A 16,289-nucleotide genomic window follows, 5' to 3' on the forward strand; every position below is an offset into this window, starting at 1 on the left:
CCCATTTCGCGGCTCTCACAGGAGAGAGAACATCATGAGCAAGGACGAGCAGATCAGCCGTGCCCTCGGGCGTCGCGGCTTCCTCTTCGGGGGCGCCGCGATCGGGGCCGGCGTGGTCCTCAGCGGCTGCACCAACAGCTCGGAGGAGGACGACGACGTCGCGGCGAACGTCGCGGCTCCCGCGGCCAGCGGCTCCGAGGCGCCCGGCGCCCCGGTCACCATCGGCTTCTCGGCGCCCGCTGCCGACCACGGCTGGATGGCGGCCATCACGACCTACGCCCGGGAGCAGGCCGAGGCGTACCCCGAGGTCACGTTCAACGCCACCGAGGGCACCAACGACGTCAACCTGCAGATCTCGCAGGTCGAGACGCTCATCAACGACAAGGTCGACGTCCTCGTCATCCTCCCGCACGACGGCAAGGCGCTCACCGAGATCGGCCGCAAGGCGACCCAGGCCGGCATCCCGGTCATCAACCTGGACCGCGAGTTCTCGGACGCGCTGGCCTACCGCCTGTTCATCGCCGGCAACAACTACGGCATGGGTGTCGCGGCGGGCAACTTCATCGCCGAGCAGATGAAGGCCAAGGGCGTCAGCAACCCGGTCATCGGCGAGATCCCCGGCATCGACTCGCTCCCGCTGACCCAGGAGCGCAGCCAGGGCTTCAAGGACGCACTGACCGCGGCCGGCCTGAAGCTCGGCCCGCGCGTGCCGGCCGAGTTCACCGTCGAGTCCGGCGAGCGCGCCGCCTCGAACCTCCTGCAGGCCGCCCCGAAGCTCGACGCCGTGTGGAACCACGACGACGACCAGGGCATCGGTGTGCTCCAGGCGATCAAGAACGCCGGCCGTGACGAGTTCATCATGGTCGGTGGCGCGGGCTCCGGCACCGCCGTCAAGGACATCGCGGCCGACAACACGGTCCTCAAGGCCACGGTGACCTACAGCCCCTCGATGTCGGCGTCGGCCATCCGCCTGGCGCGCAACATCGGCCAGGGCAAGGGCATGAGCGACCTGGTCGAGCACGAGGTCCCCTCGCGGATCATCCTCACCTCCGAGACGATCACCAAGGAGAACGCGGCCGACTACAAGTTCGGCTTCGCCTCCTGACCCTTCAGGGCGACGAGAGCCTCGGTGGCTCTCGCCCTCCTGACCGGTAGGCCCTGCGCGGGCCGGGCCAGCACCGGCGCTGGCCCGGCCCCGCAGTCCTCCCGGCTGTCGGTGGCTCCCGTCCTCCCGACAGGCACGACCCCTCGGCAGCGCGCCTGTCGCAGGGCTTCCTCGAACCGCTGAACACAGTGCAAGAACGGACCGGTCAGTGACGATCGCAGGCAAGCCGACTATCGGCGTCGGCATGGTGGGCTACGCCTTCATGGGGGCGACGCACTCGCACGCGTGGCGCACCGTCCCACGGGTCTTCGACCTCCCCCTCGTCCCGCGCATGGTGGCCCTCGCCGGGCGCAACGAGGCCAACGCCCGCGCAGCGGCGGACCGGCTCGGGTGGGAGTCGGTCGAGACGGACTGGCGTGCGCTCGTGGCGCGCGACGACGTTGGGCTGGTCGACATCGTGACCCCCGGCGACAGCCATGCGGAGATCGCGATCGCGGCGCTCGAGGCCGGCAAGCACGTCCTCTGCGAGAAGCCGCTCGCCAACACGGTCGCCGAGGCCGAGGCGATGACCGCCGCCGCCGAGCGCGCCGCCGAGCGCGGGGTCCGCGCCATGGTCGGCTTCAGCTACCGGCGCGTCCCCGCCATCACCTTCGCGCGCGACCTGGTGCAGTCGGGCCGGCTGGGGACGATCCACCACGTGCGCGCCCAGTACCTCCAGGACTGGATCGTCGACCCCGAGTTCCCGCTGGTGTGGCGCCTGCAGAAGGAGCACGCCGGGTCCGGCTCGCTCGGAGACCTCGGCGCACACATCATCGACATGGCGCAGTTCATCACCGGTGACCGCATCACCGGCGTCTCCGGACTGACCGAGACCTTCGTCAAGGAGCGCCCGCTGCCGACCGCGTCCAGCGGGTTGAGCGCCTCGGGCAGCAGTGAGCGGGGACAGGTCACCGTGGACGACGCCGCGCTGTTCCTGGCCCGGTTCGGGGGCGGGGCCGTGGGCTCGTTCGAAGCGACCCGTTTCGCCTCCGGCCGCAAGAACGCCATGCGCATCGAGATCAACGGCTCGGCCGGCAGCATCGCCTTCGACTTCGAGTCGATGAACGAGCTGCAGTTCCACGACCACTCGATCGACGCGGACAGCGCCGGGTTCCGCCGGATCCTCGTGACCGAGCCGACGCATCCCTACATGGACGCGTGGTGGCCGCCGGGTCACATCATCGGCTACGAGCACACCTTCATCCACCAGGCCCGCGACCTGCTGACCGACATCGCCACGTCCCAGGCGCCCGCGCCGTCGTTCGCCGACGGGCTGCAGGTGCAGCGCGTGCTCGAGGCGGTCGAGCGCAGTGCGTCCGGCGACAGCTCCTGGACCGCGGTGGACGCCGCGGCAGGCTGAGCTCCGCGCCGGGACGTGGCTTCGCGCCGCGTCCCGGCGCGGCCCCACCACGCGCGCCCCCTCGCCCCGGTTCGGCCTCGGCCCGCGGGACGAGGGGGCGCTGTGGTTCGTCCCCGGGGTCGTTGACAACGTTGGCTCCGGCCGGCGCGCTCCCCGTCCACGCCCTTCTCTCGGCTTTTTGGGGCGGCGGCCCGGGCCGAGGAATCGATCGGCGGAAACAGAACCGAACGACTGCGCGTCACGTAGTCGGCGGCAGAAGATCAGTCGTCGGCAGCGCGGCGCGGCCCAGCACGAGCGGGCAGCACGAGAGCGAGCAGTGCCAGACAGCAGAAGGGAGCGCCCGAATGACGCTCAACAGCGCTCCAGGCAGAACACGGGGAATCTGTCCGGGAGCTTCGAGGACTACGGCAGTTCCGAGGAGGACGCGGTGAGCACCGGACTATGGCTTGTGGGCGCGCGAGGGTCGGTCGCGACGACTGCGGTCGTCGGCGCCCTTGCGGTGCGGGCAGGCCTGGCCGCACGCAATGGATTGGTGACGGAGAGCCCTGCCTTCGCCGAGGCCGGGCTGCCCCCGCTCGAGGGGTTCGTCTTCGGCGGCCACGACGTGACGGCCATGCCGCTGGCGAAGCGGGCCGAGGCGTTGGGCCAGGCCGGGGTCGTCCCGCGCCACCTGCCCGCCGTGCTGGCGGACGAGCTGGACCAGGTGGACGCCCGCATCCGGCCCGGCGGCCGGCAGGAGGGCGAGACCCAGGCCGAGCACGCGGCCCGGCTGGCCGCGGACATCCGCTCCTTCGCGCAGGCGAGCGGCGTCGATCGCGTCGTCGTGGTCAACGTCGCCTCGACGGAGCCCCCGGCCGAGCCGCACCCGGCCCACGCGTCCCTCGACGCGCTCGAGACCGCCCTCGAGCAGGGCGCGACCGTGCTGCCGACCAGCTCGCTCTACGCCTACGCGGCGCTGCAGGCCGGGTCCGCCTTCGTCGACTTCACCCCCTCGACCGGCGCGCGGCTCCCCGCTTTGGACGAGCTGGCCCGCCGTGAGCGCCTCCCCTACGCCGGCAGCGACGGCAAGACCGGTGAGACGCTGGTCAAGTCCACGCTCGCACCGATGTTCCAGACCCGCGAGCTGCACGTGCAGTCCTGGGTCGGGATGAACATCCTCGGCGGGGGTGACGGTGCCACCCTGGCCGACCCGCACGCCAGCCTCAGCAAGACCCGCAGCAAGGGCCGCAGCGTCGCCGAGACCCTGGGCTACGAGGTAGTTGCCCCAGTCCACATCGACAACGTCCCGGACATGGGCGAGTGGAAGACGGCCTGGGACCACATCGCGTTCGAGGGCTTCCTCGGCGTCCGCATGACGATGCAGTTCACCTGGCAGGGCTGCGACTCCGCGCTCGCCGCACCGCTCGTCCTCGACCTCGCCCGGCTGGCCGCGCGGGCCGCGCAGGCGGGGGAGTCCGGCCCGCTGCCGGCGCTCGGGTTCTTCTTCAAGGACCCGGTGGCCTCCAGCGAGCACCGGCTCGCGACGCAGTACGACGTGCTGGTGGCATGGGCCCGGGACCTGGCCGGGCGGTCGGCGTGACCTCCCTCCGCGACCTCGCGGAGCTGGTCCGGCTGCCGGCCGCGCTGACGGTGCCGGGCGACTCGGTCGCCGGGGCCGCGGCCGCGGGATGGCCACTGGGCCGCCGCACGGCGGCGCTGCCGGTCGCGTCGGCCTGCCTCTACTGGGCGGGCATGGCCCTCAACGACTGGTCCGACCGCGAGCTGGACGCGGTCGAGCGGCCCGAGCGGCCGATCCCGTCCGGACGGGTCAGCCCGCGACAGGCCCTCGCCGTGGCGACCGGGCTCACCGGCCTCGGGCTCGCGGCCGCCGCCTGCGCGGGCCGGCCAGCCCTTCGTGTGGCAGTGCCGCTCGCCGCGACCGTGTGGGCCTACGACGTGCTGCTCAAGCCCACCCCGGTGGGGCCGCTCGCGATGGGGACGGCGCGCGCCCTCGACGTCCTGCTCGGCGCGAGCGGGCAGCTGCGTGCCGCCCTCCCGGCCGCGCTGAGCGTCGGCGGTCACACCCTCGCCGTCACCCAGCTGAGCCGTGACGAGGTGAGCGGCGCGAAGTCGGCGGCCGTACCCGCGGCCGCGCTCGCGTCCACGGCCCTCGTCGCGGTCGCTGCTGTCGCCGGCCCGGTGGCCGGCGACCGACCGCGCACCCGCGCGCTCCACCGCCTCGCGGCCGCTGCCGCTGCCGGCACCTACGCCGTGACCGTCGGACGGCGCCAGCTCGACGCCGTGCAGGACCCCTCCGCGGCAACGGTCCGCCGTGCGGTGGGTGCCGGCATCCACGGCATGATGCCGTTGCAGGCGGCGTTCGCGGCGCGCAACGGCTCCGTCGTGGCCGCGATCCCGGTCGCGGCGGTGTTCCCGCTGGCCCGCGCTCTCTCGAGGAAGGTGTCACCGACATGAGCAGCCCAGCAAGCGACTCCGCCAGCACCTCCCCGAGCACCACCTACCCGAGCACCACCACTGCGCCGACCGAGGCCGGCGTGGCCGGCGCGCTCGAGGCCGTCCTCTCCGACCAGCAGGCCGGCTGGCTGGCAGACGCGCGGGCACGCGTCTCGGCGGCCCCCACGCAGGTGGGCGCGGTCTTCCCCGCCGTCCGGCGCTCCTGCGGCGCGGGCTTGCTCCCGTCGCCCGACGCCACGCTCAGCGGATGGACGGTCGACGACGCCGCCCGCGCCCTGCTCCTGGTCGACGTCGCCCGCGCCGGGCTGCCGCCGGACGACCTGGCGCGCGAGGTGCAGGACCTCTACCGCTACGGCGACGCCGCGGAGCGGCGGGCGGTGCTGCGCGCGCTGCCCCTGCTCGACGCGGTCCTCGGCGACCGCGCGCTGCCGGTGGTGACGGACGCGCTGCGTACCAACGACACCCGCATCGTCGGCGCGGCCGTCGGCCCCTACGCGGCGTCGCACCTGGACGCGGACGCGTTCCGGCAGGCCGTCCTCAAGTGCGTCTTCGTCGGAGTCCCGCTGGCCTCGTTCAGCGGCCTGAGCGAGCGCGCCGACGCGGAGCTGGCCCGGATGCTCGCGGACTTCGCGCACGAGCGGATCGCCGCCGGGCGCGAGGTCCCCGCGGACATCTGGCTCGTCCTCGACCGGTTCCCGGAGGCGGTCGAGACCGCCGGGCTGCGCGAGGAGCTCTCGTCCCCCGTCCCCGAACGCCGCGCCGCGGCGCAGCGTGCACTGGCCGGCCACGACGCCGCCGTCGCACAGGAAGGCTGACCGTGCGCATCTTCGACCCGCACATCCACATGACCTCGCGCACCACGGACGACTACGAGGCGATGTACGCCGCCGGCGTCCGTGCCCTCGTCGAGCCGGCGTTCTGGCTGGGGCAGCCGCGCAGCAACGTCGGCTCGTTCGTCGACTACTTCGACTCGTTGCTCGGGTGGGAGCCCTTCCGGGCCGCCCAGTTCGGCATCGAGCACTTCTGCACCATCGGGCTCAACCCGAAGGAGGCCAACGACCCGCGCTGCGTCGAGGTCCTGGACCTGCTGCCGCGGTTCCTGGCCAAGGACCGCGTCGTCGCGGTGGGCGAGCTGGGCTACGACTCGATGACCAAGGAGGAGGACGAGGCCTTCTCCCGCCAGCTCGAGCTCGCGCTCGAGCACGACCTGCCGGTGCTCGTGCACACGCCGCACCGCGACAAGGCCGCCGGGACGCGGCGCACGCTCGACGTCATCAAGGAGGCCGGGGTCCCGGCGGAGCGGGTCATCATCGACCACCTCAACGAGATGACGGTCGCGATGGTGCGCGACGCCGGGTGCTGGGCCGCGTTCTCGGTCTACCCCGACACGAAGATGGACGAGCACCGGATGGTGCGGATCCTGCAGGAGCACGGGCTCGAGCGCATGCTGGTCAACTCAGCGGCCGACTGGGGCCGCAGCGACCCGCTCAAGACGCTGAAGACGGGCCGCGCGATGCTCGAGGCCGGCTTCAGCGACGACGACGTCGACCGCGTGCTCTGGCTCAACCCCGTCGAGTTCTACGCCCAGAGCGGGCGTCTCACGCTCGAGGACGAGAGCATCGAGACCGGCGCCTCGGCGACCTTCCAAGGCAGCTCGGTGCTGCGCGGAGCGCGGGACAACTAGCGCGATGCGATTCCGGCATCCCGATGGGCAGACGGTCCATCTGGCCTACTGCACCAACGTCCATCCGGCCGAGGACCTCGACGGGGTCCTCCGCCAGCTGGATGCCTACGCCGGGCCGGTGCGCGAGACGCTCGGCACGGACCGGCTCGGCCTCGGGCTCTGGCTGGCCCGCGAGGTGGCGACGACGCTGCGCGCGGACGACGCTGCCCTCGCCCGGCTTCGCGGCGAGCTGGTTGCGCGTGGGCTCGAGGTCGTCACCCTGAACGGCTTCCCCTACGCCGGCTTCGGCCAGGAGGTCGTGAAGCTGCGCGTCTACTCCCCGGACTGGTCCGAGCCCGAGCGGCTGCGCTACACCGCCGACCTGGCCTGGCTGCTCGCGCGGCTGCTTCCCGACGACGTCGCCCGTGGAAGCATCTCCACGCTTCCGCTGGCCTGGCGAGACCCGTGGGACGAGCGGTCCCAGCAGGCGGCCCGTGGCCAGCTCGACGCCCTGGCCGCCGAGCTCGCCGACGTCGAGGCGGCGACGGGCAAGGTGGTGCGGGTCGCGCTCGAGCCCGAGCCGGGGTGCGTGGTGGAGACCGGGGCGCAGGTGAGCGCGTTCCTCGCCGGGCTCGACACCCGCCGGATCGGCCTCTGTCTGGACGCCTGCCACCTGGCCGTCGCGTTCGAGACCGCCGAGGAGCTGGTCGAGCGGCTCGACGAGCTCGGTATGCCCGTGGTGAAGCTGCAGGCGTCCGCAGCGCTGCACGCCGACGACCCCCGCGACCCGGCGACCCGCGCGGCGCTCGCGTCGTTCGTCGAGCCGCGCTACCTGCACCAGACGCGGGAGCGCGTCGGGGCCTGGCTCGACGGCCGTGACGACCTCGACGCGGCGCTCGCCGCGGACGGGTCGGCGGCCGGGCTTGCCGGGGACGCCCCCTGGCGGGTGCACTTCCACGTACCGCTGCACGCCGACCCCGAGCCGCCGCTGCGCTCTACCCGCGAGCAGCTGCAGGACACGCTGCGCACGCTGTTCGCCGGCTCGGCCGCCCGCACGGATACGGTCGAGGTCGAGACCTACACCTGGCACGTCCTGCCCGAGCAGCTGCGCCCCCAAGGGGATGCGGGGCTCGTGGCCGGGATCGCCGCCGAGCTCGCGTGGGCCCGGGACAACCTGCTGGCTCTCGGCCTCCGGGAGCTGACATGAGGAGATCGCATGACTGAGGGCCGCAACCCCGTGCTCCTGCTCGACGTCGTGGGCCTGACGCCGAAGCTGCTCGCGCACATGCCCAACCTGCAGGCCGTCGGGTCCACGGGCTTCACCGCGCCGCTCGGGACGGTGCTGCCGGCGGTGACGTGCTCGGCCCAGTCCACGTTCCTCACCGGCCTCATGCCGCGCGATCACGGCGTGGTGGGCAACGGCTGGTACTTCCGGGACCTCGGCGAGGTCTTCCTGTGGCGCCAGCACAACAAGCTGGTGCAGGGGGAGAAGGTCTGGGAGGCCGCACGCCGCGAGGCCGCCGGATCGACGTCGGCCAACGTCTGCTGGTGGTACGCCATGGGCGCGTCGACGGACCTCACCGTCACCCCGCGGCCGGTCTACCACGCCGACGGGCGCAAGTCGCCCGACTGCTACACCTACCCGCCGCAGCTGCACGACGAGCTGACCGAGGAGCTCGGGACCTTCCCGCTCTTCCAGTACTGGGGCCCCACCGCCTCGATCGCCTCCTCCCGCTGGATCATCGAGGCCACGCGCCGCATCCTCGCCCGCAACCGCCCCGACCTGACCATGGCCTACGTGCCGCACCTCGACTACGACCTGCAACGCTTCGGCCCCGACGGGCCCGAGGCCGTCGCGGCGGCGCGCGAGGTCGACGGCGCGTTGAAGCCGCTGCTCGACGACGCGCGCGGGCGCGGCATCACGGTCGTCGCGCTGAGCGAGTACGGCATCACCGCCGCCCGCCGCCCGGTGGACGTCAACCGGCTGCTGCGCCGCGAGGGCCTGCTCAACGTCTACGTGCAGGACGGGTACGAGCTGCTCGACCCCTGGACCTCGCGGGCCTTCGCCGTGGCGGACCACCAGGTCGCCCACGTCTACGTCGCCGACGAGTCCGACCTGCCGCGGGTGCGCGCGATGCTGGAGAGCCTGCCCGGGGTCGCCGAGGTGCTCGACGAGGCGGGCAAGGCGAAGTACGGCCTGGACCACGAGCGCTCCGGCGAGCTGGTGCTCGTGGCCGAGCCGGACGCGTGGTTCACCTACTACTACTGGCTCGACGACGACCGGGCGCCGGACTTCGCCCGCACCGTCGAGATCCACAAGAAGCCCGGCTACGACCCGGCCGAGCTCTTCCTCAACCCGGAGGACAAGCTGGCCAAGGCGAAGGCCGGGGCCGCGCTCGTCCGCAAGAAGGTCGGCCTGCGCTACTCGATGCAGGTCATCCCGCTGGACCCGTCGCCGGTGAAGGGCAGCCACGGACGGCTGCCCGACAGCGACGCCGACGGTCCCGTCCTCGTCTGCTCCGACGCGAGCGTCGGCGTGGACCGGGTGGGGGCCACCGAGGTGAAGGACCTGCTGCTGCGTCTGGCCCGCAACGGCCGACCGCGCCCGGCAGCAGCCGGCTGACCCGTCCCCGGGGCAGCCGGACGTCGACCGTCCGACAACCAACGACGCGAGGAGAACGGCAGATGGCACGACCGATCACGCTCTTCACCGGCCAGTGGGCCGACCTGCCCTTCGAGGAGGTCGCCCGCCGGGCGAGCGAGTGGGGCTACGAAGGCCTCGAGATCGCTTGCTGGGGCGACCACTTCGACGTGCTCAAGGCCGTGGAGGACGACGGCTACGTCGAGGAGAAGAAGGCGCTGCTGGAGAAGTACAACCTCAGCGTCTACGCGATCTCGAACCACCTCAACGGCCAGGCCGTCTGCGACAACCCGATCGACGAGCGGCACAAGGGCATCGTCAACCCGCGCGTCTGGGGTGACGGCAACCCCGAGGGTGTACGCCAGCGCGCCGCCGAGGAGATGAAGCTGACCGCCCGCGCGGCGGCCAAGCTCGGCGTCAAGACCGTCGTCGGCTTCACCGGCTCCAGCATCTGGCACTATGTCGCGATGTTCCCGCCGGTGCCGCCGCACATGATCGAGGCGGGCTACCAGGACTTCGCCGACCGTTGGAACCCGATCCTGGACGTGTTCGACGAGGTGGGCGTCCGCTTCGCCCACGAGGTGCACCCGAGCGAGATCGCGTACGACTACTGGACGACCGTGCGCACGCTGGAGGCCATCGGCCACCGCGAGGCGTTCGGGCTCAACTTCGACCCGAGCCACTTCGTGTGGCAGGACCTCGACCCGGTCGGCTTCCTGTGGGACTTCAAGGACCGCATCTACCACGTGGACTGCAAGGAGTCGGTCAAGCAGTTGAACGGCCGCAACGGCCGGCTCGGCTCGCACCTGCCCTGGGCGGACCCGCGCCGTGGGTGGGACTTCGTGTCCACCGGTCACGGCGACGTCCCGTGGGAGGCGTGCTTCCGCATGCTGAACGCGATCGGCTACGACGGCCCGATCTCCATCGAGTGGGAGGACGCCGGCATGGACCGCCTGGTCGGCGGCCCGGACGCCCTCGCGTTCATCCAGAAGCTCGTGCAGATCGAGCCGCCGGCGGCGGCCTTCGACGCCGCCTTCAGCTCCTCCAGCGACTGAACTCCGGGCACTGACCCCGGAGGCCGGCCCGGCGACCGGCAGCGACGGCCTGCCCGTCGACCGGCCCGGCCACTGACCCTGCGTCGCGGTTGCGACGCAGCGACCGGGACGACCGTGCCGGTGCCGCTTCCGCCGGCACCGGCACGGCTCCGTCCGACGACCTCAACGAGGAGGTTTTCTGGTGCGTACAACGCGACAGCGACCGGTGCGGGCGCCCCGCCGGGCCGAGTGCGGGGCGTGTCCCCGGCTCCGGCGACCGGAGCACCGCCGGCGCCACTGACGGCACGAGCGCCTGCGCGGTCCGGAGCTCGAGCTTGGCCAGCCCCGACGTCGGCTCGATTCGCCTCACCTGTTCCGCCGACCTCGGCGGCGACCTCAGGGGCCGTGGGCGGCTCCTCCGGCTTCTCGCAGCGTCTCGAGCTTCTTGGGGGCCCTGTCGGGCGCTGTGGGGGCCCTGCCCGGGACATCGCCGCGCCGCGCTCGCCGCCCCACTCCGCATTTCCGCGAACCGAAAGACCAGCTGGTCTTCCGGCGATGACCCATGTCCCGGCACTTCGACAACTCCTATGCAGAACTTTCGCAGCAGGGGTTGAAACTCGTGCAACCCGATGCTTTACTTCGCGGCATGACGGCTACTGTGCGCGTTGGCGTAGTGGGGACCGGCTTCATCGGGGCAGTGCACGTGCGTGCTGCCGCCCGGGCCGGAGCGACGTCCATCGCAGTCGCGGATGCGACACCTGAGATCGCTGAGGCGGCTGCGCAGCGCATGCGCGCGGACCGCTTCTTCGCCTCCTCCGACGAGCTGATCGAGAGCGACGAGATCGACGTCGTCCACGTCTGCACGCCGAACCACCTGCACGCACCGCTGGTGGAGAAGGCGCTGGCGGCCGGCAAGCACGTCGTGTGCGAGAAGCCGCTGGCGATCGACGTCGAGAGCGCCGCCCGGCTGACCGCGCTGGCCGAGGAGGCCGGGGTCGTCAACGCGGTCCCGTTCGTCTACCGCTACTACCCGACGGTCCGCGACACCCGCGGCCGCATCGCGCGCGGCGACGCCGGCAAGCTGCACCTGTTCCACGGCTCCTACCTGCAGGACTGGCTGGCCCGGGAGACCGACAACAATTGGCGGGTCAATCCGGCCTTGGGCGGCTCCTCGCGCGCATTCGGCGACATCGGGATCCACTGGTGCGACCTGGTCGAATTCGTGACCGGACACCGCATCGTGCGGCTGTCTGCGATGACGGCCACCCCGCTGGCCCGCTTCGCTGACGACAAGGGCAACATGGCCCCGGTCACCACCGAGGACATTGCCGCAATTCTTTTCCAGACCGATCTCGGTGCCACCGGGACGCTCGTGGTCAGCCAGGTCTCGCTCGGGCGCAAGAACCGGCTCTGGTTCAACATCGACGGCGCCGACGCCTCCTACAGCTTCGACCAGGAGAACCCCGACACCTTGTGGATCGGCGGCCGGGACGCGTCCACGGTGGTGCCGCGCGGCAGCGAGCTCATGAGCCCGGAGGGGCTGCGCTACGCCTACCTGCCCACCGGCCACCCGCAGGGCTACCAGGACTGCTTCGACGCGCTCATCGCCGACGTCTACGCGGCCGTGCGGGGCGAGCAGCCCGTCGGAATGCCGACGTTCGCCGACGGGCTGCGCGGTGCACGCCTGACGGAGGCCGTTCTGGCTTCTGCGCGCAGCGGCCAATGGGTGGACGTTTCGGACGTTGTGGTACTCCCGAATCAGAAGGCTTTGGTCTAGACTCGCCAAAGAGTTGGTGGCACTTCTGTCGGTGCGACCTGCGGCGTGGTGCACGTTGTCTAGGCCATTGCCCGAACTCAGCGGGTGAAGGGCAAGGGCATGACGCGTATGGGCACAATGCGTCCCGCAACGGACGTCCAGTGCAAGATCCTCCGCCTCCTGCGCGACGAGGGGCCCGCCTCCCGGGCGGCCCTCGTCGGGCTGGTCGGAGTGGGCCGGGCACGGCTCGGTGTCGAGCTCGAGGAGCTGCTGGCGTCGGGGCTCATCGAGGAGAGCGGCCTCAGCGTCTCGCGCGGCGGCCGGCCCTCGCCACAGGTGTCGCTCAACAGCGGCCTGCGGTTCCTGGCCGTCGACCTCGGGGCGACGTCGATCAGCATCGCGATCGGTGACAGCCGGCTCAACCTGCTGACCTTCCTCGAGGAGCCCTGCGACATCCGCAGTGGTCCCGACGTGGTCCTGCCCAAGGTCTACGAGCTCGTGGCCAAGGCGCAGAGCACGGTCGCGTGCGACACCATCTCGGGGATCGGCATCGGCGTCCCGGGGCCGGTCAGCTTCCGCGAGGGCATCCCGGTCAGCCCGCCTCTCATGCCGGGGTGGAACCGCTACCCGCTGCGCGACGAGTTCTCCCGGCGCTTCCGCTGCAGCGTCACGGTGGACAACGACGTCAACATGATGGCCCAGGGCGAGCGCTGGGGCGGAGTCGCCAAGGGCATGGACGACTTCCTGTTCGTGAAGATCGGGACAGGTGTCGGGAGCGCCGCGGTCATCCACGGCGACGTCTACCGCGGCGCGGCAGGCTGCGCCGGCGACATCGGCCACATCCGCGCCGGCGAGGGCCACGTCTGCGCCTGCGGCAACACCGGCTGCCTCGAGACGATGTTCAGCGGTGCGGCGCTCGGCCGGGACGCGATGGCCGCGGCGACCTCGGGCGAGTCACCGGCCCTGGCCGCTCGGCTGGCCCACAGCCAGACGCTCACGGCGATCGACGTCGGCGAGGCGGCGCAGGAGGGCGATGCGGTCGCGCTGTCGCTGATCAAGACGGGGGGCCAGCGTCTCGGTACCGTCCTGGCCGAGCTGGTCAACTTCATGAACCCCTCGCTCGTGGTCATCGCCGGCGGCATCTCCCGGCTCGGCCACCCGCTGCTCGCCGAGATCCGCCAGACTGTCTACCGGCAGTCGATGCCGCTCGCGACCAGCAACCTGCCGATCGTGCTGAGCGAGCTGGGCGAGACCGGCGGGGTCCTCGGCGGCCTCGTCACGGCGAGTGACTGGATGTTCTCGCCGTCGGCGTGAACGTGCACTAAGTTGCCCGCGCTAACGGGCGGGTGCGACCCATGAAGCCACGAGGGCGGCGAGCCGACCGGCTCGCCGCCCTCATCCGTCTCACCCGATTTTCCGCCTGCCGCCTCCTCGGTCAGCAGGCGTTGACGCTCCTCGCGGACGGGCGAGCGTCAGCCCGTGTTGCGCAAGCCTGCGGCGACACCGTTGACGGTCAGCAGCAGGGCACGGCGCAGCTCGGGGTCGACGTCGTCGCCGGCGGCCCGCACCCGGCGCAGCAGGGCGACCTGCAGGTAGGAGATCGGGTCGATGTAGGCGTCGCGCACCTGCAGCGTCCGGGCCAACGACGGGCTCTTGCCCAGCAGTTGCGTCTCGCCGGTGACACGGAGCACCTGCTCCACCGTCCGGTCGTGCTCCTCGACGATGCGCTCGAAGATCGGCCGCAGCGCCGGGTCGACGAGCGTCTCGACGTAGTGCCGGGCGATGCGCAGGTCGGTCTTGGCCAGCGTCATCTCGACGTTGGACAGGAAGTTGCGGAAGAAGTGCCACTCGGCCCACATCCGCTCGATCTGCGCGCCGTGACCCGCCTCGAACGCGGCGGCCAGGCCGCTGCCGACGCCGAACCACCCCGGGACGACCTGGCGCGACTGCGTCCACCCGAACACCCACGGGATCGCGCGCAGCGCGGAGAGGCCGGCGTCGGAGGAGGGCCGCCGGGACGGGCGGGAGCCGATGTTGAGGTCGCCGAGTGTCTCGACCGGGGTCGACTGGGAGAAGTACGCGGCGATCTGCGCGTCCCTGGTCAGCGCCCGGTAGGCCTCCTGGGCCTTGCCCGACACCAGGTCCATGACCGGGTCGAACTGCGGCAGCAGCGAGACCGTCGTCTCGCGCGGCGTCCGGTGCAGGACCGTCGCGGTCAGCGTGGCGGCCAGCGTGAGCTGGAGGTTCTCGCGGGCCAGCGACGGCAGGAGGTACTTGTCGCTGATGACCTCGCCCTGCTCGGTCAGCTTGATCTCGCCGTCGAGCGTCCCCCATGGCTGGGCGAGGATCGCCTCGTACGTCGGGCCGCCGCCGCGGCCGACTGTCCCGCCGCGCCCGTGGAAGAGCCGCAGCCGGACGCCATGGCGCATCGCGACGTCGCGCAAGCGGCGCTGCGCGCGGTGGATCTCCCACTGCGAGCTCGCGATGCCGGCGTCCTTGTTCGAGTCCGAGTAGCCGAGCATGACCTCCTGCACGTCCCCACGCAGCGCGACGAGGCGCCGGTAGGACGGGTCGGAGAGCAGGTCCTCGAGGATCTCGTCGGCCGCGCGCAGCTCGTCGACGGTCTCGAGCAGGGGCACGAAGCCGATGTGCGCGACGCCGCCGGCGAGGTCGACGAGCCCGGCCTCGCGGGCCAGCAGCACGGGCGCGAGCACGTCGTCCGCGCCCCGGGTCATGGAGACGATGTAGGACTCGACGACCTGGGGCCCGAAGCGCTCGAAGGCCTCGCGGACGGTCGTGAAGACGGCGAACACCCGCTGCCCCGCCGCGTCGAGCGGTGGCGGGGTGGGCGCGAGCGGGCGCCGGCTGGCGAGCTCCGCGCGCAGCAGCGCGAGCCGGTCCTCGCGCTTGAGGTCGGCGTACGGCGTGGGCGACTCGCCGAGCCGGTCGAAAAGCTGCGCGAGGGTGTCGTGGTGGGCGTCGGCGTGCTCGCGCACGTCGAGCGTGGCCAGGTGAAGCCCGAACGCCTCGAGGGTGCGCACCAGGCGCTCGAGCCGGCCGTGGGCGACGAGCTCGCCCTTGTTCGCGAGCAGCGAGTCGCGCACGACGACGAGGTCGTCGACGAGTTCTGCGGTCGAGGCGTAGTCCCGGCCGGGCTCGTGCGGCGCGGCGGCCGCGTGCCGGCGCCGCGTGTGCTCGAGCTTGTGCCGGATGCACGTGAGCTTGAGCCGGTAGGGCTCCTGCTGGTTCAGCCGCAGGTAGCGCGGTGGGACCTCGGGCAGCCGCTCGAGGTCGGCGGCCAGGCTGTCGCGCAGCTCCTGGCTGACGCCGGCGTTGCGCAGGCTGGAGGAGAGCTCGGCGCGCAGCTGGTCGATCTGCTCGCCCACCGCGTTGAGCGCGTGGTCGTGCTGCAGCAGCAGGACGTCGTACGTCACCCGCGGCGTGACGTTCGGGTTGCCGTCGCGGTCGCCGCCGATCCACGAGCCGAAGGTGAGCGGCCGGCTCTCCAGCGGCAGGCCGACCTGCGCGCGGTCGAGCTCGGCGACGAGCTCCTCGAGCACGTCCGGGACCGCGATGCGGAAGAGCTCGTCGAGGTAGTAGACGGCGTTGCGCGCCTCGTCGAGCACCTCCGGGCGCTCCGAGCGCAGCTCGTCGCTCTGCCACAGCAGGTCGACCAGCTCGGCGAGCCGGCGTACGGAGCGGGGGTCGGACTGCCAGTCGTCGCGCTCGAGCAGCTCGCCGATGCGACGCAGCTTCGTGAGGACGGTGCGGCGCGCGGCCTCGGTCGGGTGCGCGGTGAAGACGGGGCGCACGGAGACGTGGCGGACCATCTCGGCGACCTCGTCGCGGGGGACCCGCTCCTCCTCGACCGCCTCGACGATCGAGTCGACGGCCTTCTTCAGCCAGCTGCCCTGCTCGCCGCGCAGCCGGCGCAGGTCCCGGGAGCGGTGGACCTGCTCGGCGATGTTGGCCAGGTGGAAGAACATCGAGAACGCGCGCGCGAGGCGCGCCGCGGTGGGCACGTCGACGTCGGCGAGCAGCCTGGCGGCCGCGTCGCCGTCCTCGCGGGTCAACCGGCGTACGCGCTCGACCAGGTCGAAGAGCTCCTGGCCCTCCTGGCGGACGATCGTCTCGCCCAGCAGGGTCCCCAGCCTGCGGATGTCGGCACGCAGGCCGGCGGGGATGTCGTCGGCGTCGGTCACGGGCTCTCCTCGCGTCGTCCACCCGGGCGGCGGCG

At 72.2% G+C, this 16,289-nt stretch carries 12 protein-coding genes; 11 read left to right on the forward strand and 1 reads right to left on the reverse strand.

The annotated features are described in order from the left end of the window. The first annotated feature begins 34 nt into the window (after positions 1 to 34). The 11 genes from G9H71_RS11595 to G9H71_RS11645 all read left to right on the forward strand — a co-directional run bounded on the left by G9H71_RS11595 (position 35) and on the right by G9H71_RS11645 (position 13,366). Entirely contained in the window at positions 35 to 1,105 is a 1,071-nt protein-coding gene (locus G9H71_RS11595) for a substrate-binding domain-containing protein (protein ID WP_166281934.1), read from the forward strand. A gap of 244 nt (positions 1,106 to 1,349) precedes the next feature. Then, complete coding sequence (locus G9H71_RS11600) at positions 1,350 to 2,504, forward strand: Gfo/Idh/MocA family protein (RefSeq protein WP_166282036.1); 1,155 nt, start codon at positions 1,350 to 1,352, stop codon at positions 2,502 to 2,504. A gap of 427 nt (positions 2,505 to 2,931) precedes the next feature. Next, positions 2,932 to 4,083 carry an inositol-3-phosphate synthase gene (locus G9H71_RS11605; protein WP_166281936.1) on the forward strand — a complete coding sequence of 384 codons (1,152 nt, stop codon included), beginning with the start codon at positions 2,932 to 2,934 and terminating at the stop codon, positions 4,081 to 4,083. Continuing rightward, positions 4,050 to 4,958, forward strand: coding sequence for an SCO3242 family prenyltransferase (locus tag G9H71_RS11610; RefSeq protein ID WP_166281938.1), 909 nt, complete (start codon positions 4,050 to 4,052; stop codon positions 4,956 to 4,958). Before G9H71_RS11605 ends, G9H71_RS11610 begins: the two co-directional genes overlap by 34 nt. Next, positions 4,955 to 5,773 (forward strand): EboA domain-containing protein, encoded by an 819-nt coding sequence (locus G9H71_RS11615; protein ID WP_196791999.1) that lies wholly within the window; start codon positions 4,955 to 4,957, stop codon positions 5,771 to 5,773. The genes G9H71_RS11610 and G9H71_RS11615 overlap by 4 nt, the downstream gene beginning before the upstream one ends. A gap of 2 nt (positions 5,774 to 5,775) precedes the next feature. Beyond that, positions 5,776 to 6,642 (forward strand): TatD family hydrolase, encoded by an 867-nt coding sequence (locus G9H71_RS11620; protein ID WP_166281940.1) that lies wholly within the window; start codon positions 5,776 to 5,778, stop codon positions 6,640 to 6,642. Between the two features lie 4 nt (positions 6,643 to 6,646). Next, positions 6,647 to 7,828, forward strand: a complete 1,182-nt coding sequence (eboE, locus tag G9H71_RS11625) for a metabolite traffic protein EboE (protein WP_166281942.1) — start codon at positions 6,647 to 6,649, stop codon at positions 7,826 to 7,828. 9 nt (positions 7,829 to 7,837) lie between these two features. Then, the gene (locus tag G9H71_RS11630; RefSeq protein ID WP_166281944.1) at positions 7,838 to 9,244 is read left to right on the forward strand and encodes an alkaline phosphatase family protein; all 1,407 of its coding nucleotides are present in this window, start codon (positions 7,838 to 7,840) and stop codon (positions 9,242 to 9,244) included. Between the two features lie 62 nt (positions 9,245 to 9,306). Then, positions 9,307 to 10,317: a sugar phosphate isomerase/epimerase family protein gene (locus G9H71_RS11635; RefSeq protein WP_166281946.1), complete on the forward strand. Its 1,011-nt coding sequence runs from the start codon at positions 9,307 to 9,309 to the stop codon at positions 10,315 to 10,317. A 541-nt stretch (positions 10,318 to 10,858) separates the two neighbouring features. Beyond that, entirely contained in the window at positions 10,859 to 12,073 is a 1,215-nt protein-coding gene (locus G9H71_RS11640; protein WP_231134653.1) for a Gfo/Idh/MocA family protein, read from the forward strand. Between the two features lie 117 nt (positions 12,074 to 12,190). Next, positions 12,191 to 13,366: an ROK family protein gene (locus G9H71_RS11645; protein WP_231134654.1), complete on the forward strand. Its 1,176-nt coding sequence runs from the start codon at positions 12,191 to 12,193 to the stop codon at positions 13,364 to 13,366. A gap of 158 nt (positions 13,367 to 13,524) precedes the next feature. Here G9H71_RS11645 and ppc read toward each other — a convergent pair whose 3' ends face one another. Next, positions 13,525 to 16,254, reverse strand: coding sequence for a phosphoenolpyruvate carboxylase (ppc, locus tag G9H71_RS11650; protein WP_166281950.1), 2,730 nt, complete (start codon positions 16,252 to 16,254; stop codon positions 13,525 to 13,527). Positions 16,255 to 16,289: the final 35 nt, after the last annotated feature.

Source organism: Motilibacter deserti (genome assembly GCF_011250635.1).
GTDB classification, from domain to species: domain Bacteria; phylum Actinomycetota; class Actinomycetes; order Motilibacterales; family Motilibacteraceae; genus Motilibacter_A; species Motilibacter_A deserti.